Source organism: Lysobacter sp. CA196 (assembly GCF_052078695.1).
Taxonomy (GTDB): Bacteria; Pseudomonadota; Gammaproteobacteria; order Xanthomonadales; family Xanthomonadaceae; genus Lysobacter.
This window is the reverse complement of record NZ_JBQJIN010000020.1, coordinates 52,803-79,110: the sequence shown is the minus strand read 5'-3', so window position 1 is coordinate 79,110 and position 26,308 is coordinate 52,803. Positions and strand designations below refer to the sequence as shown.

20 protein-coding genes, 1 pseudogene and 1 riboswitch are annotated in these 26,308 nt (G+C 66.6%); of the genes and pseudogenes, 11 read left to right on the top strand and 10 right to left on the bottom strand.

Annotation, left to right across the window (positions count from 1 at the left end; all coding sequences use genetic code 11):
* Window positions 1-463 precede the first annotated feature (463 nt).
* Window positions 464-2,488: pseudogene (locus tag ACTOWK_RS16860) on the top strand (sodium-translocating pyrophosphatase); the annotation flags it as partial.
* Between the two features lie 12 nt (window positions 2,489-2,500).
* The gene (locus tag ACTOWK_RS16855) at window positions 2,501-2,956 is read left to right on the top strand and encodes an OmpA family protein (protein ID WP_441331277.1); all 456 of its coding nucleotides are present in this window, start codon (window positions 2,501-2,503) and stop codon (window positions 2,954-2,956) included.
* A 130-nt stretch (window positions 2,957-3,086) separates the two neighbouring features.
* On the opposite strand, the gene ACTOWK_RS16850 is transcribed toward ACTOWK_RS16855, so the two are convergent.
* From ACTOWK_RS16850 to ACTOWK_RS16835, 4 genes are all read right to left on the bottom strand, one after another.
* Window positions 3,087-3,641, bottom strand: coding sequence for a hypothetical protein (locus tag ACTOWK_RS16850; protein WP_441331262.1), 555 nt, complete (start codon window positions 3,639-3,641; stop codon window positions 3,087-3,089).
* Window positions 3,642-3,933: 292 nt separating this feature from the next.
* Entirely contained in the window at window positions 3,934-5,469 is a 1,536-nt protein-coding gene (locus ACTOWK_RS16845; RefSeq protein WP_441331261.1) for a M91 family zinc metallopeptidase, read from the bottom strand.
* Window positions 5,470-5,591: 122 nt separating this feature from the next.
* Window positions 5,592-6,092, bottom strand: coding sequence for a discoidin domain-containing protein (locus tag ACTOWK_RS16840; protein WP_441331260.1), 501 nt, complete (start codon window positions 6,090-6,092; stop codon window positions 5,592-5,594).
* Window positions 6,089-7,081, bottom strand: a complete 993-nt coding sequence (locus ACTOWK_RS16835; protein WP_441331259.1) for a sterol desaturase family protein — start codon at window positions 7,079-7,081, stop codon at window positions 6,089-6,091. The genes ACTOWK_RS16840 and ACTOWK_RS16835 overlap by 4 nt, the downstream gene beginning before the upstream one ends.
* Before the next feature lie 341 nt (window positions 7,082-7,422).
* Here ACTOWK_RS16835 and ppa point away from each other — a divergent pair, with 341 nt between their 5' ends.
* The 4 genes from ppa (at window position 7,423) to ACTOWK_RS16815 (ending at window position 9,912) form a co-directional block, all read left to right on the top strand.
* The gene (gene ppa / locus ACTOWK_RS16830) at window positions 7,423-7,977 is read left to right on the top strand and encodes an inorganic diphosphatase (RefSeq protein WP_031370347.1); all 555 of its coding nucleotides are present in this window, start codon (window positions 7,423-7,425) and stop codon (window positions 7,975-7,977) included.
* A 241-nt stretch (window positions 7,978-8,218) separates the two neighbouring features.
* Window positions 8,219-8,521 carry an ArsR/SmtB family transcription factor gene (locus ACTOWK_RS16825; protein ID WP_441331258.1) on the top strand — a complete coding sequence of 101 codons (303 nt, stop codon included), beginning with the start codon at window positions 8,219-8,221 and terminating at the stop codon, window positions 8,519-8,521.
* A 61-nt stretch (window positions 8,522-8,582) separates the two neighbouring features.
* Window positions 8,583-9,572, top strand: a complete 990-nt coding sequence (locus tag ACTOWK_RS16820) for a zinc-dependent alcohol dehydrogenase family protein (protein WP_441331257.1) — start codon at window positions 8,583-8,585, stop codon at window positions 9,570-9,572.
* Window positions 9,529-9,912, top strand: a complete 384-nt coding sequence (locus ACTOWK_RS16815) for an antibiotic biosynthesis monooxygenase family protein (RefSeq protein WP_441331256.1) — start codon at window positions 9,529-9,531, stop codon at window positions 9,910-9,912. The genes ACTOWK_RS16820 and ACTOWK_RS16815 overlap by 44 nt, the downstream gene beginning before the upstream one ends.
* 571 nt (window positions 9,913-10,483) lie before the next feature.
* Here the strand turns inward: ACTOWK_RS16815 and ACTOWK_RS16810 are convergent.
* The 4 genes from ACTOWK_RS16810 to ACTOWK_RS16795 form a co-directional block, all read right to left on the bottom strand.
* Window positions 10,484-13,405, bottom strand: a complete 2,922-nt coding sequence (locus ACTOWK_RS16810; RefSeq protein ID WP_441331255.1) for a TonB-dependent receptor plug domain-containing protein — start codon at window positions 13,403-13,405, stop codon at window positions 10,484-10,486.
* A 144-nt stretch (window positions 13,406-13,549) separates the two neighbouring features.
* On the bottom strand, window positions 13,550-13,783 hold the full coding sequence (locus ACTOWK_RS16805; RefSeq protein WP_441331254.1) for a hypothetical protein: 234 nt from the start codon (window positions 13,781-13,783) through the stop codon (window positions 13,550-13,552).
* Window positions 13,784-13,959: 176 nt separating this feature from the next.
* The gene (locus ACTOWK_RS16800) at window positions 13,960-14,880 is read right to left on the bottom strand and encodes a helix-turn-helix domain-containing protein (protein ID WP_441331253.1); all 921 of its coding nucleotides are present in this window, start codon (window positions 14,878-14,880) and stop codon (window positions 13,960-13,962) included.
* Between the two features lie 143 nt (window positions 14,881-15,023).
* Window positions 15,024-17,336, bottom strand: coding sequence for a winged helix-turn-helix domain-containing protein (locus ACTOWK_RS16795; protein WP_441331252.1), 2,313 nt, complete (start codon window positions 17,334-17,336; stop codon window positions 15,024-15,026).
* Here ACTOWK_RS16795 and ACTOWK_RS16790 point away from each other — a divergent pair.
* Window positions 17,335-17,505, top strand: a complete 171-nt coding sequence (locus ACTOWK_RS16790; protein WP_161786062.1) for a hypothetical protein — start codon at window positions 17,335-17,337, stop codon at window positions 17,503-17,505. The genes ACTOWK_RS16795 and ACTOWK_RS16790 overlap by 2 nt on opposite strands.
* Before the next feature lie 96 nt (window positions 17,506-17,601).
* Here ACTOWK_RS16790 and ACTOWK_RS16785 read toward each other — a convergent pair whose 3' ends face one another.
* Window positions 17,602-18,288, bottom strand: a complete 687-nt coding sequence (locus ACTOWK_RS16785; protein ID WP_441331251.1) for an ion channel — start codon at window positions 18,286-18,288, stop codon at window positions 17,602-17,604.
* Window positions 18,289-18,649: 361 nt separating this feature from the next.
* The gene (gene thiC / locus ACTOWK_RS16780; RefSeq protein ID WP_441331250.1) at window positions 18,650-20,542 is read right to left on the bottom strand and encodes a phosphomethylpyrimidine synthase ThiC; all 1,893 of its coding nucleotides are present in this window, start codon (window positions 20,540-20,542) and stop codon (window positions 18,650-18,652) included.
* 80 nt (window positions 20,543-20,622) lie between these two features.
* A riboswitch (TPP riboswitch) is annotated at window positions 20,623-20,731 on the bottom strand.
* Between the two features lie 133 nt (window positions 20,732-20,864).
* On the opposite strand from thiC, the gene ACTOWK_RS16775 reads away from it, so the two are divergent.
* The 4 genes from ACTOWK_RS16775 to ACTOWK_RS16760 all read left to right on the top strand — a co-directional run bounded on the left by ACTOWK_RS16775 (window position 20,865) and on the right by ACTOWK_RS16760 (window position 26,178).
* On the top strand, window positions 20,865-21,530 hold the full coding sequence (locus ACTOWK_RS16775; RefSeq protein ID WP_441331249.1) for a hypothetical protein: 666 nt from the start codon (window positions 20,865-20,867) through the stop codon (window positions 21,528-21,530).
* 143 nt (window positions 21,531-21,673) lie between these two features.
* On the top strand, window positions 21,674-22,234 hold the full coding sequence (locus ACTOWK_RS16770; protein ID WP_441331248.1) for a YbhB/YbcL family Raf kinase inhibitor-like protein: 561 nt from the start codon (window positions 21,674-21,676) through the stop codon (window positions 22,232-22,234).
* Window positions 22,235-22,597: 363 nt separating this feature from the next.
* Window positions 22,598-25,189, top strand: coding sequence for a bifunctional aspartate kinase/homoserine dehydrogenase I (thrA, locus tag ACTOWK_RS16765; RefSeq protein ID WP_441331247.1), 2,592 nt, complete (start codon window positions 22,598-22,600; stop codon window positions 25,187-25,189).
* Window positions 25,186-26,178, top strand: coding sequence for a homoserine kinase (locus ACTOWK_RS16760; protein WP_441331246.1), 993 nt, complete (start codon window positions 25,186-25,188; stop codon window positions 26,176-26,178). Before thrA ends, ACTOWK_RS16760 begins: the two co-directional genes overlap by 4 nt.
* Window positions 26,179-26,308: the final 130 nt, after the last annotated feature.

Below are 26,308 nucleotides of genomic sequence, written 5' to 3'. Positions count from 1 at the left end.
CTGGCCGGCACGATGCGCGCCACCGATCTAAGCCGTGCATCGCAGGCAGTGTCAAACCGGCCGCGATCGGCGCGGCGCGATCGGCGCGGCGTTCGCGCACCGAGTTGCATCGAGCGATATGCAGTGCGCGCATTCAGCCGCTGCGTCACAGCGCGCGCGTGCACGGGTCAAGGCGATAACGGGGTCGATCCCGGGAACGAACCGGGCCCGATCCGTGACACCAGTCGCAAGCCCATCGAAGCTCCATCGGCCTGCGTGCGAGCCTGCGGCGGCGAGGTTTCACCCATCCGGTGGCTGTGCGATAGTCGCGACACCGCCGTGTTCGCAACACGGCGTCGCTGCAATGCAACACGCAATCAGCGCAAGAAGCGATTCCGCGGCACACCGGCCAACAGCTTTCCGCGGCACAACACGATCGACCCGTTGTCCTGTGATGTCCACTTCTACACTTGGGGAGGGGTTCATGCTGGAGCAGTACGGTTTGACCTTGGCGCTGGGCTGCGCCGTCATCGCGATCCTTTACGGCATCGTATCCGCGCGCTGGATCAGCGCTCAACCCGCCGGCAACGAACGAATGCAGGAGATCGCCGGCGCGATCCAGGAAGGCGCACGCGCCTATCTCAACCGTCAGTACATGACCATCGGCGTCGCCGGCGCGGTCTTGTTCGTGTTGATCTGGTTCGCACTCGGCGGGCCGACCGCGATCGGCTTTCTGCTCGGCGCGGTGCTCTCCGGTGCGGCCGGCTACATCGGCATGAACGTGTCGGTGCGCGCCAACGTGCGCACCGCCGAAGCCGCACGCAAGGGCATCGGCCCGGCGATGGACGTCGCTTTCCGCGGCGGCGCGATCACCGGCATGTTGGTGGTCGGCCTGGGTCTGCTCGGCGTGGCCGGTTACTGGCTGGCCCTGGCCAAGCTCGGCGTGACCGGCGAGAAAGCGCTGCATGCCCTGGTCGGCTTGGCCTTCGGCTCGTCGCTGATCTCGATCTTCGCCCGACTCGGTGGCGGCATCTTCACCAAGGGCGCCGACGTCGGCGCCGACCTGGTGGGCAAGGTCGAAGCCGGCATCCCCGAGGACGACCCGCGCAACCCGGCGGTGATCGCCGACAACGTCGGCGACAACGTCGGCGACTGCGCCGGCATGGCCGCGGACTTGTTCGAAACTTATGCGGTCACGGTCATCGCGACGATGCTGCTCGGCAGCCTGATGGCCAGCACCGTCGGCGCCAACGGCGTGCTGTACCCGCTGGTGCTCGGCGGCGTGTCGATCATCGCCTCGATCATCGGCGCGTTCTTCGTCAAGGTGAAAGCCGGCGGTTCGATCATGGGCGCCTTGTACAAGGGCGTGATCGTCTCGGCGGTGCTCGCGGCGATCGCGTTCTACCCGATCACCACCGAGCTGATGCGCGATTCCAGCCACGGTGCGATGAACCTGTACGGCTGCGCGCTGATCGGCCTGATTCTGACCGGCGCCATCGTCTGGATCACCGAGTACTACACCGGCACCCAGTACGCACCGGTCAAGCACGTCGCCGCCGCGTCCACCACCGGTCACGGCACCAACATCATCGCCGGCCTCGGCGTGTCGATGAAGTCGACGGCGCTGCCGGTGATCGCGGTGTGCGTGGCGATCTGGGGCTCGCATGCGCTCGGCGGCCTGTACGGCATCGCCATCGCCGCGACCTCGATGCTGTCGATGGCGGGCATGATCGTGGCTCTCGACGCTTATGGCCCGATCACCGACAACGCCGGCGGCATCGCCGAAATGGCCGAGTTGCCGTCGGACGTGCGCGCGGTCACCGACCCGCTCGACGCCGTCGGCAACACCACCAAGGCGGTGACCAAGGGTTACGCGATCGGTTCGGCGGCGCTGGCCGCGCTGGTGTTGTTCGCCGACTACACCCACAACCTGCAGGCCGCGCATCCGGGCGTGGTGTTCAACTTCGACCTGTCCGACCACATGGTGATCATCGGCCTGCTGATCGGCGGCCTGATCCCCTACCTGTTCGGCGCGATGGCGATGGAAGCGGTCGGCCGCGCCGCCGGCGCGGTGGTCGAGGAAGTGCGCCGTCAGTTCCGCGAGATTCCCGGAATCATGGAAGGCACCGGCAAGCCGCAGTACGACCGCGCCGTCGACATGCTGACCAAGTCGGCGATCAAGGAAATGATCGTGCCCTCGCTGCTGCCGGTTGCGGTTCCGGTGGTGGTGGGCCTGCTGCTCGGGCCGAAGGCGCTCGGCGGCCTGCTGATCGGCACCATCGTCACCGGCCTGTTCGTCGCCATCTCGATGACCACCGGCGGCGGCGCCTGGGACAACGCCAAGAAGTACATCGAAGACGGCCACCACGGCGGCAAGGGTTCGGAAGCGCACAAGGCCGCGGTCACCGGCGACACCGTCGGCGACCCGTACAAGGACACCGCCGGTCCGGCGATCAATCCGCTGATCAAGATCATCAACATCGTCGCCCTACTGTTGGTGCCGCTGTTGCCGGTGAGCGGAATGAGCGACGCGGGCGCCGCCCATGGCGTCAATGACGTCGCGCTGACCGCACCGGCCACCGATGCCACCGGGCCAGTGGACTCGGGCGTAATCGATGCATCGGGCCCGACCGAGGCCGTCGACAGCGCATCCACGTCGACGTCGCCCAGCAGCGCCAAGCTCTACTTCGACGTCGGTTCGGCGACGCCGCCGGCCACCGCCGTGGCCGATCTGGCCGGCGTGGTCGCGGCACTGAAGGCCGAGTCGTCGACGAAGGCGCGCATCTCCGGTTTCCACGACGAATCCGGCAACGCAGCGACCAATGCCGAGCTCGCCAAGCAGCGCGCGCAAGCGGTGCAGGGCTGGCTGGAATCGCAGGGCATCGGCGCCGACCGCATCGTGCTCGACAAACCTATGGTCACCACCGGCGGCGGCAGCGCCGAAGAAGCGCGGCGGGTAGAAGTGAAGGTCGAGTAAGCGCGCGTACTCGTTGTCCCAACCGGAAAACGGCGGCCTCGGTCGCCGTTTTTCGTTGCGGCCTTCGCGAAGGCGCAAACGCCAGAAGGCGCGAACGCCAGAAAGCGCGAACGCTAAGCCGCCGCTCGACTCAGCGGGTCGCGAACGCGTCCGCGGCCACATCGAACCACGGCGTGCACACGAGCTGTTGCCGTTCGACGACCGCAAACGACGCACGCCAGATCTCGACTGCGCCTACGCTTTGCGGCGCGGTGAAATCGCCGTCCTCGAACGTCGCCACGCCGAGGCACCAGCGCAGTCGTTTCGGCGCATCGGCGCCGGCTATCGCGAACTCGAAACGCCCTGCCGTCTCCGCGCCCGCAGCCACACGAACCGCCAACGGCGTCGGCGGCGAGATCGGCGCCGGCCGCGGCAAGGGCCCAGCCGCGTGGCTCAACGACGCATCGCCGTTCTCGATCTGCAAGGTCGGCGAGGCGATCGCTCCGGCTTTCTGCCGCCCCGTCGCCACGGCATGGCGGTCGCCGCGATCGAACACCGCGAGCGGCGCATCGCCGAGGTTGCGCAGGCGATAGCTCACCGTCAACACGCGTTTGGAACCCGCATAGGCGAACTCGGCTTCGAGCGCGACGCCGCGACCTTGCACCTTCGCGATATGAGCGGCGGCCGAAGCGCGGTCAGCAGGCATGGGGTCGGACTCCGCGGATGAGGAAGGTTGCGCATGCACGCAGGCGCTCGCGGCGAGCGCCATCGAACACGCGAACAACTGGTGAATGCGAGGGTATCTCGTCGACGGCATGCCAGGACTCGTGTCGGGAACGAAGGGTCGGCGTGGGCGGCGGACGATTGCAGCCACCACAGCGCGCTCCAGGAATAACAGCGGCCGTCCACGATCCTAGACAAAGCCGGGCAGCCCGCGGTGAACGCGGGCTGCCCGCCCGTCTCCCCTGAGATCGTCGTCGCGATACCCAGCCGCTGTGTCAGAGCGAATAGCTCGGCCGATCCGGCAGGCCGAGCTCGCCGCGCAGGCCGTTCTCGGTCAGGCGATCGGGATTGGCGGTGGTCTTGGGCGTCGTGGGGTCGCCGTCGAAATCGTAGGCCGGCGCGCTGGTCTCCAGGCCGACCGCCTGGCGTTCGGCGTTCGGCACCTCGCCGTTGTCGGGCCCGGTGCCGCGGTAAGTGCCCGGCTGGAAGGTGCCGGTGACGCCGTTATAGGCGTGCGACATCTCGTGATACAGCACGACCACCGGCGCCGGGAACTCGGCCATGTGGAACGAAGGGTTGTAGCTGATCTGCACGTCGCCGCCGGCGCCCGGCTTGCCGTTGACGAGGTCGGCGTCGTTGCTGAAAGTCTGGGCGTAGCCGTTCTGCTCGTTCGCCAGTTCCTTGATGGTGACGCTGTTGCCGCGTGCGGCGGCCCGGTCGAACTCGGCCAGCATCTGCTGGCCGTTCGGCGAGCTGCGCAGGAACTCGATCTCGGCGCCGACGCGCTGTTTAAACGCGTCCGAACCCTCGATGGTCACGCCCTTGCTGGCGCTGATCTCGACGTTGATCACCGTGTTGCGGGCGCCGGTGGCTGCGTTGATGAGGTCGCTGGCCTGTTGCGCGTACACGGTGTCGTGGCCGGACTGGTTGTCGACCGTGTCCTTGCCGGCGCCGGTGTAGACCGCATCGTCGCCGTCGCCGCCGCGCAAGGTGTCGTCGTCGAGGCCGCCCGAGAGCATGTCCTTGCCGGCGCCGCCCTCCAGCGTGTCCCGGCCCTGGCCGCCTTCGAGGAAGTCCACGCCGTTGCCGCCGCTGAGCGTGTCGGCGCCGTCGCCGCCATAGACCACGTCGTCGCCGTCGCCGGCATCGAGACGGTCGTCGCCGCTGTTGCCGAATACATCGTCGCGGCCGGCACCGGTCGAGACGACGTCGTTACCGAGACCGCCGTCGATACGGTCGCTGCCGGCGCCGGTCGCGATCCGGTCGTCGCCGGCGCCGCCGTCGACGACGATGTTCACCTTCACGTTCGAGGCGACGTTGATGGTGTCGTTGCCGGCGCCGCTGCGGATCGTCAGCTCCTGGTTCTCGCCCAGGCGCACCTCGTATTTTTCGCCGTTGATGCCGACGTCGAGGGTGCCGTCGTCGCGCTGGGTGATCTGCACCTCGTCGTTCTTGGCGCCGGTGGTCAGCACGACCTGGTCGGTGCTGACGTAGGTGCGGCCCAGGCCGGCGTCGGCCAGGGTCTGCTCGCGGGCGATCGAGACTTCGGCGCCCTGGTGCAGCGGATCGATCTGCACGGTCTTGCCGTCCGGCGTGCGGCCCTCACTGCGCTGCTGCGGATTGGTGTCGCTGCCGTCGATCGCCACCGCCTCGTCCAGCGCCGGACGGTCCGGCGCGGTCGCCTCGCTGGCCGTCGGTTCGATGATTGGCGACTGCGGCTCGGCCAGACGGTTCGGGTCGACGGCGACCGGATCATTCCAATAGGTATCGGCCGGCGGCGCGGAACGGGTGGCGTCGAGCTGTACGGACATGGTAAGCCTGCGATGGACGGAGTACGAGCCTCCTAGATACGCAGACGTATGGCCGCATCCAAGCTAGGGCGTACCCAAGCTAGGGTGAGCCCCAGGACCGGCCTGCACAGACACCATGGCTGTCACCAGGCTTCGAGCTCGTAGATGCGGGTCGCCGGATCGGCCGGGTCCTGTGCCGGCTGCTCGATGTCCAGGCGCACATAACGCGCTCGGGTCGGGGCGATGCGATGCACGCTGATGCCTGCGACGTTTTCGTCGACCTTCGCCACCTGCCGCCACGTCGCGCCATCGTCGGAAACCGACAATGCGAACGCGCGGGTATTCATCGCAGCCGACTCGTCGCCGGCTTGCGCATGCTTGATGGTGAAGCCGCGCAGCTCGCGTTCGGATTGCAGATCGATGCGCAGCCAGGCCGGCCGCTGCAGCGAACAGAACTTGTCGTGGGTCTTGCTGGCGAGCAAGCCGTTGACCGCCTTCTCCGCCTCCTCGCCGGGCTTGCAGATCGGCGAACCGGTGGCCGGGCGATGCAAGGCGAGATTGGCGCGCGTGGGCTCGTCCGCCGCTGCGGGCGCGAGCGGCGAGAACGCAGCGAACAGCAGCCACGCGATCGACCGGCGGTTCATGGCGCCCCCTGTTGCGCCAGCCAGGCGCGTTTGCCGACCTCGGCAGTCTTGTGCTCGCCGTCGTGGCTCCAGCCCGGCGGCATGATCGGATACAGCAACTTGTTCTTCCACCCGGGCGCGGCGGCGACATCACGCGACAAGGCGACGAACTCGCCCAGATAGGCATCGAGAAAACTGCCGGGCTTCAGCGGCCGGGTGATGCCGTACTCGATCCGAATGTCCTCGCGCTGCGGCTGATAGGTGCGGAACACGCGGTCCCAGACATTGAGCAGATTGCAGAAGTTGGTGTCCATGTAGACCGCATTGCGCGCGTGATGCACGCGGTGGTGCGCCGGGGTCAGGATGACGCGGTGCAGGAAGCCCAGACGCCCGTCCTTGAGTGCGTGCTCGCCCAGGTGGATGAACTGCCCCCACAGCCCGTCGACGAACATGATCAGCAACAGCAGCGGCGGCTCCACCCCGGCCAGGATGCAGATCGTGGTGCGCACCAGATCCGCATAAGGCGCTTCCAGGAACAGATGGGCGTAGTTGACCGACAGATTCATCGCCACCGGCGCGTGGTGGGTCGAGTGCAGGCACCACAGCACGCGCACCTTGTGGGCGAGGTAGTGGTAGACGAAATGAGCGAACTCCCAGACCAGGTAACCGTAGATCAACCCCGGCACGCCGATCCCGACCTGGAACGGCGCATACGGCTGGAACAGGCCGATGCACAAGGTCACCACGCCGAAGGTCAGGAAGGTCGAGATCAGCCGGTTGGCCAGCAGGGTCAGGAACGGGAGCTTGTAGTCCTCGAGCTTGAAGCGGCGCTGGGCGACGGTGCGCAGCAGTTCGTACACCAGCAGGATCGGGATCACCGGATACAACAAGGCCGCGGCGCCGTCGGCGCTCAGCAGCGCCCGGTAGCCCTGCTCGGCCAACAGCTGCAGCAAGGCCCCCAGGCCGAAGAAACCGATCAACTCCTGCTCGACATAGCCCCACCACGTCATCGCCGCCCTCTCATTTGTATCGATCTAAATGCAGGATTAACACCCCTCACGCAGAGCGGCAAGCGCGCCCGGCGAAACCTGCCCCACCTCGTATTGGACGGCGCCTGGACGCTTTTGGACGCGGCCGCCGTCGGCGTTCGATGGCCGCGTCGCTCAGATGCGGTTGGCCGCCGATGCGCGCACGAAGCCGCTGTTTTGCCGCCGATTGGACATTTACGCGGCCGGCGCCACCCGGCCGGGCCCACCCCGCCTCCGTGCTGCAACGCAGCACCCAGCCGCGTAGAATGGCCCTCTTTCTTTCACCGCCCGCCTTCCGGCGGGCCTCAGCAGTCGGAGCACACATGGGTCTGGACCTCGTTTCCACCGGCAAGAATCCGCCGCACGAGATCAACGTCATCATCGAAATCCCGAAGGATGCCGAGCCGGTCAAGTACGAGGTCGACAAGTCCTCCGGCGCCATCTTCGTCGACCGCATCCTGTCGACCCCGATGCGCTATCCCTGCAACTACGGCTACGTCCCGCACACCGTCTGCGGCGACGGCGACCCGGCCGACGTGCTGGTGATCCTGCCGCTGCCGCTGATCCCCGGCTCGGTGATCCGCTGCCGTCCGGTGGCCGTGCTGAAGATGTCCGACGAAGCCGGCAGCGACGAAAAGCTGCTCGCCGTGCCGGTCGACAAGGTCTTCGCCGGCTACAGCCACATCCACGACATCGAACAGGTCAGCCCGCACTGGCTCGAGCGCATCGGCCACTTCTTCGAGCACTACAAGGACCTGGAGAAGGGCAAGTGGGTCAAGCTCGACGGTTGGGGCAACGCCGAAGAAGCCAAGAAGATCCTGGTCGAAGCCATCGAGCGCTACGCGGCCACCTCGGAAGAAGACAAGCCGAAGTTCTGATCGCGGATCTATCCCGCATCACGCCATGAGGGCGCATATGCCCTTAAATCTGGTTCGGCGTTTGGCGGGCTCCAACCAACGGGAGCCCGCCGTTGCACTACTGATTTGTGCCTGTGTCCAAGACGTGCGGAACGGGCACCCACTCGGAATTCACCCGTAACAGCAGATAGGCCAGGTGCGCTTGCACAACACTTGGCAGCCACGCATTGACATATCGGTAAATTTCGATATCGTCGCGCCTATGGATTTGATCGAAATATTCAAGGCTCTCTCAAACCGCACGCGCCTTGAGATCGTGAAAGGCTTGAAGGATCCGGAAAGGAACTTCCCTCCGCAGGATGAGGGTGACGTCCGTACCGTCGGAGTCTGCGTCAGCAGTATTCAAGAAGGCGTCGGATTGTCGCAGTCGACGGTGTCCGACTATCTTGCAACGCTGCAACGGGCGGGCTTGGTCGAGGCCAGGCGCATTGGTCAGTGGACCTACTACAAGCGCAACGAAGCAACTATCCGTGCTCTCGCCGAGATCATAGGGAAAGATCTGTGATCTTTTGCCTAATAATATCGATAATTCCCGATATCCCTTTTTAACGAAACAAGGACATGCAATGAAAGCAGTAGTTCTCGGATCATTCGGCGGCCCGGCGGCGTTCGAACTTTGCGAAGTGCCCAAGCCTGTGCCGCACGTGGGACAAGTCCTGGTGCGCGTACTTGCCACGTCGATCAATCCATTGGATTGCCAAGTCAGGCGCGGCGACTATGCCGATCTGGTGCAGTTGCCCGCTATCACCGGGCATGACGTATCGGGTGTTGTCGAAGAAGTCGGGCCGGGCGTGACAAGCTTCTCGCCTGGGGACGAAGTCTGGTACACCCCGCAAATATTCGATGGCCCGGGAAGCTACGCCGAGTACCACGTTGCCTCTGAGAACATCGTCGGGAAGAAGCCCCCTTCGCTGAGCCACCTTGAGGCGGCAAGCCTGACCCTGGTAGGTGGAACGGCATGGGAAGCACTGGTCGTGCGGGCGGCGCTGAGAGTGGGAGAAAGCATCCTCGTGCACGGCGGCGCCGGCGGCGTCGGTCATGTGGCGATCCAGCTCGCAAAGGCCATGGGAGCCAAGGTGTTCACGACCGTGCGGGAAGCGAACTTTGAGTTCGTCCAAGGCCTCGGTGCGGATGTCGTCATCGATTACGAGAGGGACGACTATGTCGACGCCATCATGCGGGAAACGGAGGGTCGTGGAGTCGATGTCGTGTTCGACACCATCGGCGGCACGACGCTGTCCCACAGCCCGGATGCGCTCGCCCAGCTTGGCCGCGTCGTCACGATCGTCGATATTGCCCAGCCACAAGACCTCATCCAGGCCTGGGGCAAGAACGCGAGCTATCACTTCGTGTTCACGCGACAGAACCGCGGCAAGCTCGATGAGTTGAGCGCGTTGGTAGAGCGCGGTCAAGTGCGGCCCCATCTTGGCGCCGTTTACTCACTTTCCGACATTCCGCTCGCCCATGCCCAACTGGAACGCCCCAACAACGGGCTTCGAGGGAAGATCGTGATTGCGGTTGATCCTTCGGCTCATCCCCCAAGTGCGCGCCTTTGAACGCAAACCTCAACTGGAGCGCACCATCATCTACGAGATCGCTCTACTCCCCGTCCTTGATGAACGCATCGATAAATTCAGACCTGCATTCGCCAAGGTCGCCCCATTGCTTACCAACTCGAAGGGCTATTGCGGTCACGTCCTCGCGCAAGGGGTCGAGTCCCCACAGCACTTCAGCCTGATCGTGCAATGGAAATCGCTCGAGGACCATGCACCCGGCTTTGAAGCGAGCAAAGAACACCGGAAGTTCATGCTGGGCTTGCAGGAGTATTTCTCGGCAGAACCCACGGTCCATCATATCGAGGGACCGGATTTTTCGATCGGAGAACATCTTGCATAAACGATCATCAACGCAACAGGTCGTTAGTCGCCAGGTCCTTTTCGCCATCGCTGCCGCAAAAATCGGTACCACAAGATCGGCTGAGGCGCTCCGAAACAGCCAGAAAATGCATACATGGCGGCTTCCGGCCCCTGAACGAAGCAATAAACCACTGCCGTAATTACCGCCACAAAGAATAAATAAATTTCGGTACCGAGCAACCGCCGAAGGGTCATGGCATCGTTCTTCAGTTTCGTTCTATCGGGCCCATCCGCGCGGCGCTATTCACGACCCTTCCAGTAGTCGAAAAGGATCGGCAGTTGTTGAGTCGCCATGAGGAACAAGGCGAACAACATTCCTTTCAAAGAACCATGACCAAACCAGAATAAAGCCCGCTTGCGATAGCTATTAAAGCAGCTACTTTCTGCTCCTTCCAGAAGCGGCAGCTCAGAGTACTGCCTTCTTCGGCCATTCCCTTCCTCCCCGCTAATCGGCCAGAACCAACGGCCACAACCTCACCGGTTGTTTGCGACACGAAAAACTACGGCCCCTTTCGGGGCCGTAGTCGTATTGCGGTACTACCTGACGCTTATCAGAAGCGCTGGGTGTACTTCATGTACACGAAGCGACCGATGTCGAAGCTGCCGTTGTAGGCGAAGCTGCTGTTCGGCTGGCTGTACATGGTCTGGCCGACGTGGTCGAACACGTTGTTCGCGCCGACCGCCACCGTGGCGTTCCACGGGGTGTTGTAGCGAACCTGCACGTCGTGGAAGGTGTTGGCGCCCACTTCGCGGATCGGCTGGATGCCCTTGTAACCCGACTGGTAGTTCGGCTTGTCGCATTCCGCGCCGCCGTTCAGGTCATACGCGCACTCTTCCTTCAGGCCGGAGTAGTAACGCACGCCCCAGCTTGCGCCGAAGTCGCCGCGGCTCCAGTCGGCGTTCAAGTTCGAACGCACGCGGAAGTTGCTCAGGCCGTCGGCGACCCAGCTCGTACGCTGCTCGACCGGCGTGGTGGACTCGCCATCGCGCTTGTATTCCAGGTAGTCGACGTAGGTCGTCTTCCAGGTGAACGAGAAGTTGCCGAAGCGGGTGTCGGTCAGACGGTAGGCGACGCCGAGGTCGTAACCGGCCGTTTCCTGGTAACCGCCATTGATCAGGTTGCGGGTCACGCCCACGACCTGGCCATCGGCATCGCGCTCGAAGCGGCTGCAGGCCGAATCGATGCCGAGCACGTAGCAGTTGTTGAGGATCGAGGTGACGGTTTCAGCCGCGATGACGTCTTCGATCTTGATCTTCCACCAGTCCAGGCTGACGTCGAGGCCGCTGACGTAGCTCGGGCTGTAGACGAAACCGATGCTGGTCGACTTCGAGGTTTCCGGCATCAGGTTCGGGTTCGAACCGGACAGGAAAGCGCTGTCGGACTGGGCGTTCGGGCCGGTGGCCGGACGGCCGCCGGAAGCGACCTGGCGGAAGTTCGCCGGGACCACGCCTGCGCAACGCGTAGCGACCTGCGGGTTACGCACGGCCGAGCCGAACGAGGTGTCGCACGGGTCGGTGTAGTTGTCGAAGCTCTCGCTGACGCCGCCGTACAGGTCGGCCACGGTCGGGGCGCGGAAGCCCGTCGCGTAGGTGCCGCGCACCAGCAGGTCGTCGATCGGCTTCCACTTCAGGCTGAACTTGCCGTTGGTGGTGTCGCCGAAGGTGTTGTAGTCCGAGTAACGGCCGGCGAGGCTGAACGACAGTTCCTTCGCGAAGGCCACGTCGGCCAGCACCGGCACGGCGAGTTCGACGTAGAACTCGTCGAGCGAGTAGCCGCCCTGGGTTTCGCTACCGGCCAGGTCGGTGCTCAGGCCCGACTGCAGCAGGGCGTCCGGCGAGTAGTGCGCCGATTCCTTGCGGTGCTCGTAACCGGCCGCCAGGCCGAGGTCGCCTGCCGGCAGCGTGGCGAGCACGCCGCTGAGGTTGAGGCTGTAGACCTCGGTCTTGGTGGTCGAGGTGTCGTGGGTCGGCAGGTACAGGTACTTCTGCAGATCCTTGTTGTTCAACGAACCCGGTGCATTGACGTCCGGACCCAGGAGCGGGTTCCAGGCCAGGCAGTCGGCGATCGGGCTGGCCGCGGTGCCGCAACGGGCAACGCCGCTCGCGTCGATGAACGACGGGCCCAGGGCCTTCTCGGCGTGCGGCAGGTACAGATTGCCGGTGCCGGTCTTGACGCCCTTGTTCTGGTTGTACATGTAACCAGCGTCCCAATCCCACGGCTTGCCGGCCAGTTCGAACGAACCTTCCAGCCCGCCGCTGAAGCGGTAGGTGGTCAGCTCGGACTTGGTCTGGCGCGGCACTTCCCAGCCACGGCGGTAGAAGTCGGCGTCGTAACCCAGCGGGTTGAACGCGCTGCCGGCCTTCAGGCTCAGGTCGCCTTCATAGCGATCGCTGAAGCCGGTGGAGCGGAACGGATAACCGGCGATCTGCTGGGTGGCTTCGCGGTCCGTGTACAGGACGTCGGCCTTGGCGCGCAGGTTGTCGGTGATGTCGAACTCGGCGTTGGCGAACACCGAACGACGCTCCAGGCCGGTCGAGAGATACATCTCCTCGTTGGCGTTGGTGTAGTCGGTCAGCGGGTTCGTCGCGTGGAAGTTCGCGAGCTTGGAGGTATCGGTGGTGCCACGGTTCGCGGTCAACGCATTGTCTGCGTTGTCGAACAGGGTGCCCCACTGGTTGATCGCGCTCCAGCCGTTGGTGCGGATGCCGTTCGGGCCGATGTCCGGGGTCGGATGGCCACGACCGTTCGGGTAGCGAGTGAAGGCGCGATCGCGGGCCATGACCGGATCTTCCTTGCTGTACTCGGCGCCCAAGGTCACCGAACCGCGCTCGCCGGTCTGGCCGACGACGAAGTTATAGACTTCCTTGTTGCCGTCGCCCTGGCCGTACTGGCCGAGGTAGGCGCTGGCTTCGAGGCCGTCGAAACGCTTGCGGGTGATGATGTTGACCACGCCGGCGATCGCGTCCGAACCGTACAGGGCCGAAGCGCCGTCGGTGAGGACTTCGATGCGCTCGACGATCGAGCTCGGGATCGCTGCCAGGTCGGAATAGCCGCTGGAGCTGATGCCCATGCGCTTGCCGTCGATCAACACCAGCGTGCGCTGCGGGCCGAGGTTGCGCAGGTCGACGTACTGGCCGCCCACGTCTTCGCCCGACGACAGCGCGTCAGCGCGCGAGATCGCCGGCGAACCGGTGGCGGTGATGTTCTGGACGATGTCCGCGACGCTCGTGAAGCCCTGCTTCTGGATGTCGGCGCGCGTCATCGTGACGACCGGCTGCGAGGTTTCCAGATTCGCCTGACGGATGCGCGAACCGGTGACTTCGATGCGGTCGAGGGTGGTGGTGGCCTGATTGGAGGCGTCGGCTTCCTGTGCGCCGGCGATTGCCGGAATCAGGGCCGTCACTAACGCCGTGGCGATGGCGGACGGCAGCAAGCCGTACCGCGCCGCGGGGCGCAGACTGCGATGGTTCATCTATCTCTCTCCAGTAATCTCGTTATGGGCGTGTTAAAACGCTTTGCAAAAGTACGACCCGAAAGCCGATGGTGCTTTGCCCTTGAGGCCGGGAGACTTTGCCGATTGAGTCGTCGCGGTCGTGGTCACAACGCAATCGCGTAATCAAGCGCCGATAAAAACCCGATGCATGCGCCGCGAACGATCGTCGAGAGCGAGCCGATGCGGCGAAGCACTCAAGCGATGCACCGGTTTGCGCGCGTAGACGAGAAAGTTTGCCGATGCTGTCGCTGCGCCCGGCATGAACGATCGATAAATTCCGACGGCGAAGATCGCCGCTTCGCGTCGCGCATCGCTGCGCAACGATTCAGCGCAGGTTGCTGGAGAAAGAAATCGCAATGGGGCGCTGCGTGCTGGGAGACCGCGTGCAGCGATCGTACCGGGCTGGCCCTGCGCTCGTGGCCGGAGCCACGATCCTCGCCGAAGTTTCGATGCGCGCGCGGCGCGCATTCGAAACTTCAGCGGTCGTCCTGTTTGCGTACTGCGGTGTTGCGTACGACGCGTATCGACCTGGCTTATGCGGCCTTGCGCAGCGGTGCGGCCGCCGGCTTCGCCGGCTCCAACTTCGCCGCTTCCAACTTGGCGCTGGCCGCGGCGCTGCGGTAACGCGTGGCCGAGGTGCCGAAGCGTGCGCGGAAGGCGCGGGCGAAGCTGCAGCAGTTGTCGAAACCGCTCGCCGCGGCGACTTCGCCGATCATCATCGAGGTGTTCTTGAGCAGATCGGCCGCGTGCTCCAGACGCATGCGCGCCGACGCCGCCTGCGGGCTCTCCTCATAAAGACTGTGGAACGTCTTGGAGAAGTACCAGCTCGAGAAGCTGGTCAGTTCGGCCAACTCGCTGATCCGCACCACGCGGTCGCAATTGCCTTCCAGGTACAGGCGGGCGCGTTGCAGACGACCGAACACCTGGCGCTTGCGGCTGCGCGAGCGGCCCGGGCAACGCTGGATGCGGGCGGTCAGCTCGCGCTGGACGCCGGCCAGGTGCAGCAGGATCGGGCGCAGGGCGTTGATGTCCAGGCCACCGTCGGCCTCGCCGTTGCGGGCATGGGCCTGGCGCCACAGACGCAGGGCGATGCGGGCGTCGTGACGGCTCATGCGGCCGCGGCCGGCATACAGGCTGCACTCGGCAAGCCGGGTCATGGCCTTGATCGCGTCGGCGGTCAGGTTGAGGCCGACGCAGACGCCGTAGCGGTCGGCCTGCAGCACCGGCTTGGAGTCGCGTTCGAACGCGATCCAGTCGCCGCGCTTGAGCCGGAACTTACCTTCCTTGGCTTCGACCCAGGAGCTGCCGCGCAGCTGGACCCAGATCGAAAAATGCGTGCCCGACAGCTGGGCGCTGCCGAGACGGGAGACGCCGACGCAACTGGCCTGAATGGCGGGATCCTGAGCGTCCAGCTGCAACAGCTGTCCGCGATCCGCCCACAATGCTTGCTCCATTGGTCCACCTCATGTGCCGAGAATGAGGTGTTGTTTTGCCTAACTTCGGCGCCCGACTTCAGAAATTTGACGGAGAGTTAGGCGAATTCGGAACGACGTCACAACCGAAGCTTTTCCGAAAGTATATTTACTCACAGAATCAATCAGTTGAGCCAACCCGGCACGAAAGTCTTCGGCTCTTCGGGCAGGTCCATGTAACCGATATCAGCGCCATCCCACTTGGCCAGGGCCAGATAAACGGTGTCGCCGCGCGGGCTCAGGCTGAATCCGTTGATCGCCGAGCGTCGGCTTTGGTCCAGGCACAGCACCGAGGGCGAAAGCTCGGGCGAGGCGATCCGCCGCAGCAGCGACAAACAGGTCGGTTGCTGGTCGAGATAGCGCAGCTCGCCGGTCTCGGTCGCCACGTCCCACAGTCGGTAGCGGTCGGCGACCGGTTCTCCGTCGTCGATGCGACGCACGCTGGCCGGAGTCAGGCCCAGGTCCGACTGCCACAGCCCGGCCTCGGTCTGGCGGGTAAACAGCAAGCGGTTACGGGCGCCGTCGACGCGGACCTCGGAGACGTCGGCCAGCTGGGTCAACAGGCGCCAAGGGGCCAGTCGGCGGTCGAACAGATTCAGGCTCAGGCGGCCGTCGCCGGTGCCGGCCAGGACCAGCAGGCGATGCGGATCGGGCACCTGCACGGCCTGGATCGGGTCCGGCAAGGGCACCGGCAGGCGGGTCACGCGGCCGCTGGCCGGGACGATCTCGTGCACGACGTTGCGGCCTTCCGCGTCCGACCCGACCACGGTCACCCGCGCGCTGTCGCTCGACCACGACGGCGCATAGCGCGTGCCGGGCTGCACGCCTTGCAGCATGCGCAGCGAATCGGGCTGGTCCATGTCGGCCCACCACAGATGGGTGCTGCCGGAACGGTCGGAGACGAACACGATCTGGTGTGCGTCCGGGGCGATGGTCGGCAGGATGTCGCGGGCCGAGGACGGGAACAGCGGGTCGACCACGTGCACCGCGCCTTGCGAGGTGTCGCCGAGCACCACCCGGAACAGGCCGAAATAGGGTTTGCGCTGGACGAAGGCCGCGGCCGGTCGCGCCGCCGCAACCGCCGGCGCCTGCGCCGACTCGATGCCGAGGTCGCGGGCCTGGCCGGTGTCGAGGTCGAGACGGAACATGCGCGTATCGCCGTCGATCATCCGCCCGAACAAAATGTTGCGGCTGTCCGGCAGCCAGTCCCAGCCGCGCACATCGGCGCTGAGGTGGCTGAGCCGTTCGGCCTTGCCGCCTTCGGCCGGCAAGCGCCAGAAATCGCCTTGCGGGCTGTTGCGTACGAACACCAGCCAACGCCCGTCCGGCGAGAACCGCGGCGACAGGTCGAGGTTGCCGGCGCCGGGCTGGTAAGGCACCGCGCGCCACTCGCCGCTGGCGAGGTCGAGCACGCGCATGCCGACGATGCCCTGCGGGGTCCACATGCTGCCGAAGATCAGGCCGCGGCCGTCGCCGGTCCAGTCGAAGGTCGGCGGGTTGCGCGAATCGCAGCTGCCGACTTCGCGCTCGGCGCCGCCATTGGCGGCGATCACCAGCACCCGGCACGACACCCCGGGTTCCAACCGCAGGAAGGCGATCGAACGTCCGTCCGGCGACCACGCCGGCGCGCTGTCCTCGGCCTGGCCGTTCGGTTGGGTCAGCTGGCGCGGCGGGGTCTGGTCGGTGGTCTGCACCAGGATCGCGGTGCCGCGTTGGCCGTCGGGGATCGCCACGTAGGCCACCATCGCCGCATCCGGGGACAAGGTCGGGGCGAGCTCGAAGCCGGGCATCGAGGTGATCAAGCGATACGGACGCGGGGTGTTGGTCGCGCGCGCCGGATCGACCGCCGGCGCGGCCGCGCGCGATTGCGGCTGGCGCGCGAGCGACCACCACACCAGGCCGCCGACCAGGCCGATCACCAGCGCGATCACCCCGACGATCGAACGCCAAGTGCCGCGCGGACGTGGATGGCTCGGCAACGGCACCGGTTCGACGTGTTCGTCGACCGGCACCGCCGGTGCGGTCGATAATTCAACGTCGTCGGCCGGCTCGTACTGCGTCGGGGACGCGCTCTCCTGCGGCAGCCATTCGACTTCGGCCAGCAGGCGGTAGCCGTTCTTGGCGATGGTCTCGATGTAGCGCGGATTGCCGCGGTCTTCGTCGAAGGCCTTGCGCAGTTGGGTGATGGCCTGGGTGACGACGTCGTCGGTCGGCAAGGTGTCGGGCCAGACCTCGGTCAGCAGCGCATCGCGGCTGACCACGCGGTCGGCGTGTTCGACGAGCACCAGCAGCACGCCCATCGATTTGGGCGTGATGCGGCGAGGCCGACGGGCGCCCGGTGCGCGGATCTCGCGCAAGGGGATGTCGACCAGGCACTCCCCCACCCGCAGCTGCTCGGCGGGCGGAGGCGGTAACGATGGCTCGTGAATTCGCGGCATGAATCCTGCTGATGATGCGCACTCGCCCGCCGCCGGTCATGTGCCTGAACGCATGGGCGGCGAAACGACAAACCGACATATCCGGCATGGCGCGATGGCGCAATCGGAAAAGCGCGTTGGAACCGCCTATTCTAGCGTCCGCGAAGCTGAGCCGGACCTGTTCGAGTGACGCAGGCGGCGCCAAACCGGCCGAAACGCCGGAACGTATCGTTCCAAAAGGGCCCCAGGCCCACGCATTTTCCTGTAACCCGGGGGTGTTAAGGCCTCACGACCGGTCGTTGCGCAGGATGGTCAGGCCGATCAGGCGCGACACCACCGCGGCGATATAACCGACCCCGGCGAGCTGTTCGAACATGGTCAGCACCCGCGCCGCCGGGCTGATCGGCAGGATGTCGCCGAGGCCGACCGCCGACAGATTGGTGAAGCTCAGGAACAGCAGCTCGAGCCAGGTGCGCGGCTCGCCCGGGCGCTCGGCGCCGACGAAACTGCCCGGATACCAGGCCTGGCAGACCAGGAAGGCATAGGCGAAGCCCCAGGCCAGCAAGGTGAAGGTCGCCCCGGCCGCGAACAGCTCGTCGGCGGTCACCCGATGGTCGCTCATCATGTAGGCGATCAGGGCGCTGGCCGCGTAGAAGTACAGCGCCGCCTCCAGCGCCGACGAGGCGATCAGCAGGTCCGGGCTGGCGAACAGTACCGACAACACCGACAGCACGAACGCCGGCACCGCGATGATCCAGGCGATCCATTTGATCGCCGGGCTGCGGTTGACCACCCATACCGCCAACGCCAGCACCAGCACGCCGAACGCCCCGAACACCACCCGTCCGCTACCGGTCGGCTCGAACAAGGGATAGACGAGCAGGCTCAGCAGTTGCGCCGCGAGCAGGAAGGCCGAGGGATGGCGTCGCGCATGGACGCGCCATTTGAGGGAGGTGTAGCTGCGGTCGCTCATGCGGCGAGAGTGTGCAGGACTTGGCGGACGGCGCACAGAGGGGGGCAGCCGCGCAACCGCTTCAAGGGTAGGAGCGGCGCGAGCCGCGACCCAGCCGAAGACGCCGAATACCACGAATCCAAGCCGAAGCGGCAGGCATCCGGACCGCATTCGGCTTCGAGATTTCGCAGCGAAGGGCCGAGCATCCGCGGATCAGGGCTTCGGGCTACTGCGCTTGCGCGCGTCACTTCGGTTGGTCGCGGCTTGCGCCGCTCCTACCCTTAAGCGCAACGCGCTGTCGTCGAAACCTTGCAACACCGGCGCGACACCGCTGCGTCGCGCCGGATTTTCATGCCGGACTTTCGTACCGCTACCGCGGCGCTCAGGCGCGGCGATAGACCTCCGCGCCCTGGGCGCGGAACTCGGCGGCCTTCTCGGCCATGCCTTCGTCGAGCGCGGCGACTTCTTCGACGCCGTGTTCCTTGGCGTAGTCGCGCACGTCCTGGGTGATCTTCATCGAGCAGAAGTGCGGGCCGCACATCGAGCAGAAGTGCGCGACCTTGTGCGCGTCCTTCGGCAGGGTCTCGTCGTGGTACTCGCGGGCGCGCTCCGGGTCGAGGCCGAGGTTGAACTGGTCTTCCCAACGGAACTCGAAGCGCGCCTTGCTCATCGCGTTGTCGCGCGCCTGCGCGCCCGGGTGGCCCTTGGCCAGGTCGGCGGCGTGGGCGGCGATCTTGTAGGCCATCAGGCCTTCGCGCACGTCGTGCTTGTTCGGCAGGCCCAGGTGCTCCTTCGGCGTGACGTAGCAGAGCATGGCGGTGCCGAACCAGCCGATCATCGCCGCGCCGATCGCCGAGGTGATGTGGTCGTAGCCCGGCGCGATGTCGGTGGTCAGCGGCCCGAGGGTGTAGAACGGCGCTTCGCCGCACACCTCGAGCTGCTTGTCCATGTTCTCCTTGATCAACTGCATCGGTACATGGCCGGGGCCTTCGATCATGGTCTGGACGTCGTGCTTCCAGGCGATCTTGGTCAGCTCGCCCAGGGTTTCCAGCTCGCCGAACTGGGCGGCGTCGTTGGCGTCGGCGATCGAGCCCGGACGCAGGCCGTCGCCGAGCGAGAAGGCCACGTCGTAGGCCTTCATGATTTCGCAGATTTCCTCGAAGTGGGTGTAGAGGAAATTCTCCTTGTGATGCGCCAGGCACCACTTGGCCAGGATCGAGCCGCCGCGCGAGACGATGCCGGTCACCCGCTTGGCGGTCAGCGGCACGTAGCGCAGCAGCACGCCGGCATGGATGGTGAAGTAGTCCACGCCCTGCTCGGCCTGTTCGATCAGGGTGTCGCGGAAGATCTCCCAGTTGAGCTCTTCGGCGCGGCCGTCGACCTTTTCCAGCGCCTGATAGATCGGCACCGTGCCGATCGGCACCGGCGAGTTGCGGATGATCCACTCGCGGGTTTCATGGATGTGCTTGCCGGTGGACAGGTCCATGACCGTGTCGGCGCCCCAGCGGATCGACCACACCAGTTTCTCGACTTCCTCGGCGATGCCCGAAGACACCGCGCTGTTGCCGATGTTGGCGTTGACCTTGGTCAGGAAGTTGCGGCCGATGATCATCGGCTCGCTTTCCGGGTGGTTGATGTTGTTCGGAATGATGGCGCGGCCGCGCGCGACTTCGTCGCGGACGAATTCCGGAGTGATGATCTTCTGGATGTTCGCGCCGAAACTCTGGCCCGGGTGCTGGGTCAGCAGATGGCCTTCGCGGATCGCTTCCAGGCGCTGGTTTTCGCGGATCGCGATGTATTCCATTTCCGGGGTGACGATGCCGCGGCGCGCGTAATGCATCTGGGTGACGTTGGCGGCGCCGGCCGTTCCGAAGTTTTTCGCGCGACGCGGCAGCGGCCGGTTGCCGAAACGCACGTGCGCCAGCTTGGGGTCGTGCTCGCGCTTGCGGCCGAACTCCGAGGACAGGCTGGTCAGCGCTTCGGTGTCGCCGCGTTCGGCGATCCAGCCGGCGCGCAGCGGCGCCAGACCGGCGGCGAGGTCGATGACCGCGCCGGTGTCGGTGTAGATGCCCGAAGTGTCGTAGACCGCGAGCGGCGCATTGTCTTCGCCGCCGAAGATGGTCGGAGTGCGCGCCAGCGCGATCTCGCGCATCGGCACTTGCAGGTCCGCACGCGAGCCTTGCACGTGGATCTTGCGCGAGCCGGGGATCGGGCGGGTGACGTCGGCCGACAGCTTATCGGCTTGCTGGATCAGTTCGCTGGGCACCGCATTCATCGGAGTTCGTCCTGTGGATAGCTCTTTGAGCTTGGCTCATTCGAGCCGGGACGAAGCGGGCGGCGCGCGGACGCGCTGACGGCGCCTCCGGCGAAGCTTCCCTACGGCGGTCTAAACCGCATCAGGTTCGAAGGGTCTGTCTCAACCACCGGGCCGTTCAGGCCGCCGGCGGTACCCCCGCTTCAACACGCATTAGACATGGAAACCGACGACGGCGCCAATCCGGGCGGGCCACGGGCGGGCCACGTACGGGCTTGAGGCGGCCGCTCTGAGACGGCTTGCGGCGATTGCCCGCCGCGGGCGAGCCGGCTAGGGTTCGGCGATGAAACCTTCCCTGCCGCGCCGACGCGCCGACCTCCTGCCCATCCTCGCTGCGCTGGTCGTGGCCCCGTTGGCTCTCGCCCTGTCCGCCTGCGCCAGCCCGGCCGCCAAGCCCGACCCGGCCCATGGCGCTGCCGCGCCCGCCGCCGCCGCGAGCCACCGCTCCGGCCTGCTCGACCGCCTGCGCCCGCTGTGCGGCCAAGCTTTCGCCGGGCGCGTCGTGGTCGACACCCCGAACAGCGCCGACAACCTCTTCGCCGGCAAGCCGCTGGTCATGCACGTCCGCGAATGCGGCGCGAATGAAATCCGGGTGCCGTTCCATGTCGGCGACGACCGCTCGCGCACCTGGGTGCTGCGCGACGACGGCGCGCGCTTCAATTTCAAGCACGATCATCGCCATGCCGACGGCAGCGCCGACACGATGACCCTGTACGGCGGCGACTGGCGCCAGTCGCTGGTGGCCGGCCGCTACGAGTTTCCCGCCGACGACGAAAGCAAGGCCTTGTTCGGCAAGCTCGACCGCGCGGTCTCGATTCCCAACGTCTGGGCCATCGAGATCGACGCGCGCCGCTTCGTCTACGAACTCGCTCGCCCGGGACGATTGTTCCGGGTCGAATTCGACCTGACCCAACCGGTGCCGGCGCCTCCGCCGCCGTGGGGCAGCTGAGCAACGCCTGACACGCCGACACTCGCCAGGCCACGCCGGCTGGCGATAATGCGCCGACGCTTTCTCCCGTGATCGTGCCGCATGCACGCCCATGACCCGCCGATGCCATCGCCTCGGTCCATCGCCCACACGGATGCCACGCCATGAACCTGTTGCGCCACGCTCTGTCGATCGCCCTGCCCATCGCCCAGCTGGTCGCTTCGCCGCTCGCGCAAGCCGCCGACTTCGTCGTCGAAAGCCCGGACATCCGCGAAGGCGACACGATCGACGCGCGCTTCGTGTCCAACGGCTTCGGCTGCAAGGGCGGCAACCGTTCGCCGGCCCTGGCCTGGCACAACCCGCCGGCCGGCACCCGCAGCTTCGCGGTCACCGTGCACGATCCCGATGCGGCGGGCGGCAAGGGTTGGTGGCATTGGGTGGTGGTCAATATTCCGGTCAAGGCAGCGTTTCTCGACAGCGGCGCAAGCTCGGTCGCGAAAGCCTTCCCGCCCGGCGCGGTGCAGACCCGCAACGATTTCGGCCGGGCCGGCTATGCCGGGCCCTGCCCGCCCGTGGGCACCACCCACCGCTACGAATTCACCGTCTGGGCGCTTAAGGTCGACAAGCTCAAGGTCGACGGCAACGCCGGCGGCGCCCTGGCCGCCTTCATGCTGCGCGACCAGGTCATCGGCCAGGCACGGATCACCGCGAACTACGGCCGCTGAGTCCGCGCCGGCGCCTCCCCACGCCCCAGGTCGGCATCCGCCTGCGCACAGGGACCGGGCGGCGGCCGATTCCGCCGTTCGCCACATTCTCGCCGACCCCCACTTGACGCGCCGCACAACGGCGGGGTATTGCTAGCCCCATGCACCCCGCCTTCGCCATCGCCCGCAACGTCTCGACCCAGCCGCAAGGCGGGGTATCGGCGATTGCGTCGATGTCGATTACCACCACCGGTACCGGTACCACCTCTCACAAGGTGCGGACGGGCGTGTCCAGCTAATCGACCACGCCGCTCCGCACCCGACCAGGGTGCGGGCTGCCAGCCTCACCCGAACCGGGACACGGAGCTCCAACAGGAGTTTCCCATGTCGTCCGCTCAGCCTCAGCCCGCTCTAGACGACCAGCCCGAAGCGGCTGGGTCCGACGCCGAAGCGTCCAAACCGGCGCAAGCCTTCTCGCCGCCAGCGCAGGGCTCGGCCTATGCGCCGGCCCGCGCGCCCGCACGCCATGCCCACAAATTCGGCGGCAGCAGCCTGGCCGACGCCGGCCGCTACCGCACCGCCGCCGCCCTGCTCGACGATGGCGCGCCGCAACGCGTGGTCGTGGTCTCGGCGATGCAAGGCATTACCGACGCCCTGGTCGCCCTGGTCGCCAGCGCACGCGCCGGCCGGGACTGGGCTCCGGCCTGGTCGCAGTTGCGCCAGCGCCACCTAGACACCGCCGACGCCCTCGACAGCCAGCACCAACACGGCGCCAAGGCCGCGATCGAAGCCGAGCTGGAAACCCTGCGCGCGGCGCTCGAATCGCTGGCGCACGCAGCCGACCCCGCCCACGGCGAGGCCCTGCCCGGCCTCGGCGAGGTGCTGTCCTCGCACCTCATGCACGCCGCGCTCGGCGGCGACGCCGCGGGCTGGACGCGGCTCGACGCACGCGAGGTGCTGGTGGTGCATCCGGGCGAGATGGGCGTCGGCGTGGATTGGGCGCTGAGCCGTGCGCGCCTCGCCGACTGGCGCAAGCAACATGCCGACGGCGATATCGTCGTCACCGGCTTCGTCGCCCGCGACGGACAGGGCCGCGACACCACCCTCGGACGCAACGGCAGCGACTACTCCGCGGCGATCTTCGCCAACCTGTTCGATGCCGATGCATTGACGATCTGGACCGACGTCGACGGCGTGCTGTCGGCCGACCCGCGCCTGGTGCCCGATGCGGTGTGTCTACCGACCATGTCGTACGCCGAAGCCTGCGAGCTCGCCTACTTCGGCGCGAAAGTCCTGCATCCGCAGACCCTCGCGCCGGTGCAGCAACGCGGCATCCCGCTGCGCATCCGCAATACCCGCAACCCGCAGGCGCCCGGCACCCTGATCAGCCTGGTGTCGGAACCCGATGCGGCGCCGGTCAAAGGCCTGAGCCTGGTCCACGACCTGGCGGTGCTCGAATTGATCGGCAACGGCATGGTCGGCGTGCCCGGTACCGCCGAGCGCCTGTTCGGCGCGCTGCGCAGCGCCGGCGTGTCGGTGACGATGATTTCGCAAGGCTCGTCCGAGCATTCGATCTGTTGCGTGGTGCGCGCCGACCAGGCCGCGCGCGGCCGCGACGCCATCGTCGCCGCGTTCGCCGATGCCATGGCCGACGGCCAGGCCCAGGAAGTCACCGTCACCCCGGACATCTGCGTGCTCGCCGCGGTCGGCGACGGCATGGTCGGCACGCCCGGCGTCGCCGCGCAATTGTTCGACGGCCTGGCCAAGGCGCGCATCAACCTGCGCGCGATCGCCCAGGGCGCCGGCGAGCGCAACATCTCGGTCGCCATCGCTGCGCGCGACGCCACCCGCGCCCTGCGCGCGGCGCATTCGGCGTTCTGGCTGTCGCCGCATTGCCTCTCGATCGGGTTGATCGGCCCCGGCAAGGTCGGCCGCGCCCTGCTCGCGCAACTGCACGAAGCGCAATCGCGTTTCCAGCGCGACAGCCGCCACAACAAGGTCGACCTGCGCCTGCGCGCGATCGCCGACAGCCGCCGCATGCAGTTGGCGCCGCGCGCGATGGCCTTCGACGATGCCCACGAAGCGCTGACCGCCGACGGCGTGGAAACCCTGGATCTGGAACGCTTCGCCGCCCACGTGCGCGCCGAGCACATCCCGCATGCGCTGATCGTCGACTGCAGCGGCAGCGATGCGGTCGCGGCGTTCTATCCGCAATGGATCGCCGCCGGCATCCACATCGTCACCCCGAGCAAGCACGCCGGTTCCGGCCCGTTGGCGCGCTACGAAGCGATCCGCGAGGCCGAACGCAGCGGCGGCCAGTTCCGTTACGAAGCCACGGTCGGCGCCGGCCTGCCGGTGATCCAGACCCTGCGCTCGCTGCTCGACACCGGCGACGAACTGACCGAGGTCGAAGGCATTCTCTCGGGCACGCTGGCCTGGTTGTTCAACCGTTACGACGGCCAGACCGCGTTTTCCGAACTGGTGCGCGAAGCGCATGCGCTGGGCTATACCGAACCCGACCCGCGCGACGACCTGTCCGGCACCGACGTCGCCCGCAAGCTGGTGATCCTGGCTCGCGAAGCCGGCCGCGCCTTGTCGCTGGACCAGATCGAGGTCGAGAGCCTGGTGCCGGAAGCGCTGCGCAGTGTATCGAAGGAAGAATTCTTCGAGCGCCTGCACGAACTCGATGCGCCCTTGCAGCAACGCTTCGACGCCGCGCGCGCCGCCGGCCTGAGCCTGCGCTACCTCGCCCGCCTCGATCGCGAGGGTCGCGCCAGCGTCGGCGTGGTCTCGCCGCCGCCGGGCCACGCCGCCTTGCACGGCGCGCTCACCGACAATCTGATCCAGTTCCGCACCCGCCGTTACGCCGATAATCCGCTGGTGGTGCAGGGCCCCGGCGCGGGCCCGGACGTCACCGCCGCCGGCGTCTTCGGCGACCTGCTGACGATCGCGCAAACCCTTGGAGCCCGTGCATGAGCGCCGCTTTTTCGTACCGATCCTCGTCCGCTTCGTCCGGCTCCGGCGCCGCCGCGGAACGGTGCCAGGCCAGCGCGTTCGCGCCGGCCAGCGTCGGCAACATCGGCGTGGGTTTCGATCTGCTCGGGCATTCGATCGAAGGGCCGCGCGACGTCGCCACGGTGCGTCGCATCGAGGCGCCCGAAGTACGCATCCGCGCGATCCGCGGCGACGTGCCCGGCGCCGATTCGCTGCCGTTGGAAGCCGCGCGCAATACCGCCGGACAGGCCTTGATCGCGCTGCGCGAAAAACTCGGCCTCGAACATGGCTTCGAACTCGAACTCGACAAGGGCATTCCGCTCGGTTCCGGACTGGGCGGCTCGGCGGCGTCCTGCGTCGCCGCACTGGTCGCGGCCAATGCGGTGCTGGCGCAACCGCTGTCGCGCGATGCCTTGTACGAATTCGCCCTCGACGGCGAGTCGGTGTCGAGCGGCAGCCGCCACGGCGACAACGTCGCACCGATGCTGCTCGGCGGCGTGGTCATGGCGACCTCGACCCGGATGATTCCGCTGTCGGTGCCGGAGTGGCTGCATGCGGTCGTGGTGCATCCCGACCAGGTGCTGGAGACGCGGCGCGCCCGCGCCGTGCTCGCCGACCCGTATGACTTGCCGCTGGTGGTGAAGCAGAGCGCGCACCTGGCCTTGTTCCTGACCGGATTGCAGCGCGGCGATGCGAGCTTGTTGCGCGAAGGCCTGGTCGACCTGTTGGTTGAACCGCGTCGCGCCCCGTTGATCCCCGGCTTCGCCGCGGTCAAGACGGCGGCACTGGATCATGCCGCGCTCGGCGCGAGCATCTCCGGCGCCGGCCCGAGTTGCTTCGCCTGGTTCGCCTCGCGCGCCGAAGCCGCTGCGGCGGCGCCGGCGATGCAGCAGGCCTTCGCCGATGCCGGCTACGATTCGCGCGCCTATGTCACGCCGGTGGCAGGACCGCGTGCGGAGGTGATCGGGTAGGAATACGGCAGAGCAAGAGCAAATCCCCCCTGCCCCCCTTTTCCAAAGGGGGGAACAGCAACGGCAAGAGCTCTCGGCTTTCGGCTTCCGACTTCCGGCTCTCACCTACTTCCGGCTTCCACCTATTCGA

What these genes read in the sequence shown, in the direction of transcription:
- ACTOWK_RS16855 (WP_441331277.1), top strand. Translation starts at nt 2,501, where the DNA reads ATGAGCGACGCGGGCGCCGCCCATGGCGTCAATGACGTCGCGCTGACC.
- ACTOWK_RS16850 (WP_441331262.1), bottom strand. Translation starts at nt 3,641, where the DNA reads ATGCCTGCTGACCGCGCTTCGGCCGCCGCTCATATCGCGAAGGTGCAA.
- ACTOWK_RS16845 (WP_441331261.1), bottom strand. Translation starts at nt 5,469, where the DNA reads ATGTCCGTACAGCTCGACGCCACCCGTTCCGCGCCGCCGGCCGATACC.
- ACTOWK_RS16840 (WP_441331260.1), bottom strand. Translation starts at nt 6,092, where the DNA reads ATGAACCGCCGGTCGATCGCGTGGCTGCTGTTCGCTGCGTTCTCGCCG.
- ACTOWK_RS16835 (WP_441331259.1), bottom strand. Translation starts at nt 7,081, where the DNA reads ATGACGTGGTGGGGCTATGTCGAGCAGGAGTTGATCGGTTTCTTCGGC.
- ppa (WP_031370347.1), top strand. Translation starts at nt 7,423, where the DNA reads ATGGGTCTGGACCTCGTTTCCACCGGCAAGAATCCGCCGCACGAGATC.
- ACTOWK_RS16825 (WP_441331258.1), top strand. Translation starts at nt 8,219, where the DNA reads ATGGATTTGATCGAAATATTCAAGGCTCTCTCAAACCGCACGCGCCTT.
- ACTOWK_RS16820 (WP_441331257.1), top strand. Translation starts at nt 8,583, where the DNA reads ATGAAAGCAGTAGTTCTCGGATCATTCGGCGGCCCGGCGGCGTTCGAA.
- ACTOWK_RS16810 (WP_441331255.1), bottom strand. Translation starts at nt 13,405, where the DNA reads ATGAACCATCGCAGTCTGCGCCCCGCGGCGCGGTACGGCTTGCTGCCG.
- ACTOWK_RS16800 (WP_441331253.1), bottom strand. Translation starts at nt 14,880, where the DNA reads ATGGAGCAAGCATTGTGGGCGGATCGCGGACAGCTGTTGCAGCTGGAC.
- ACTOWK_RS16790 (WP_161786062.1), top strand. Translation starts at nt 17,335, where the DNA reads ATGAATCCTGCTGATGATGCGCACTCGCCCGCCGCCGGTCATGTGCCT.
- ACTOWK_RS16795 (WP_441331252.1), bottom strand. Translation starts at nt 17,336, where the DNA reads ATGCCGCGAATTCACGAGCCATCGTTACCGCCTCCGCCCGCCGAGCAG.
- ACTOWK_RS16785 (WP_441331251.1), bottom strand. Translation starts at nt 18,288, where the DNA reads ATGAGCGACCGCAGCTACACCTCCCTCAAATGGCGCGTCCATGCGCGA.
- thiC (WP_441331250.1), bottom strand. Translation starts at nt 20,542, where the DNA reads ATGAATGCGGTGCCCAGCGAACTGATCCAGCAAGCCGATAAGCTGTCG.
- ACTOWK_RS16775 (WP_441331249.1), top strand. Translation starts at nt 20,865, where the DNA reads ATGAAACCTTCCCTGCCGCGCCGACGCGCCGACCTCCTGCCCATCCTC.
- ACTOWK_RS16770 (WP_441331248.1), top strand. Translation starts at nt 21,674, where the DNA reads ATGAACCTGTTGCGCCACGCTCTGTCGATCGCCCTGCCCATCGCCCAG.
- thrA (WP_441331247.1), top strand. Translation starts at nt 22,598, where the DNA reads ATGTCGTCCGCTCAGCCTCAGCCCGCTCTAGACGACCAGCCCGAAGCG.
- ACTOWK_RS16760 (WP_441331246.1), top strand. Translation starts at nt 25,186, where the DNA reads ATGAGCGCCGCTTTTTCGTACCGATCCTCGTCCGCTTCGTCCGGCTCC.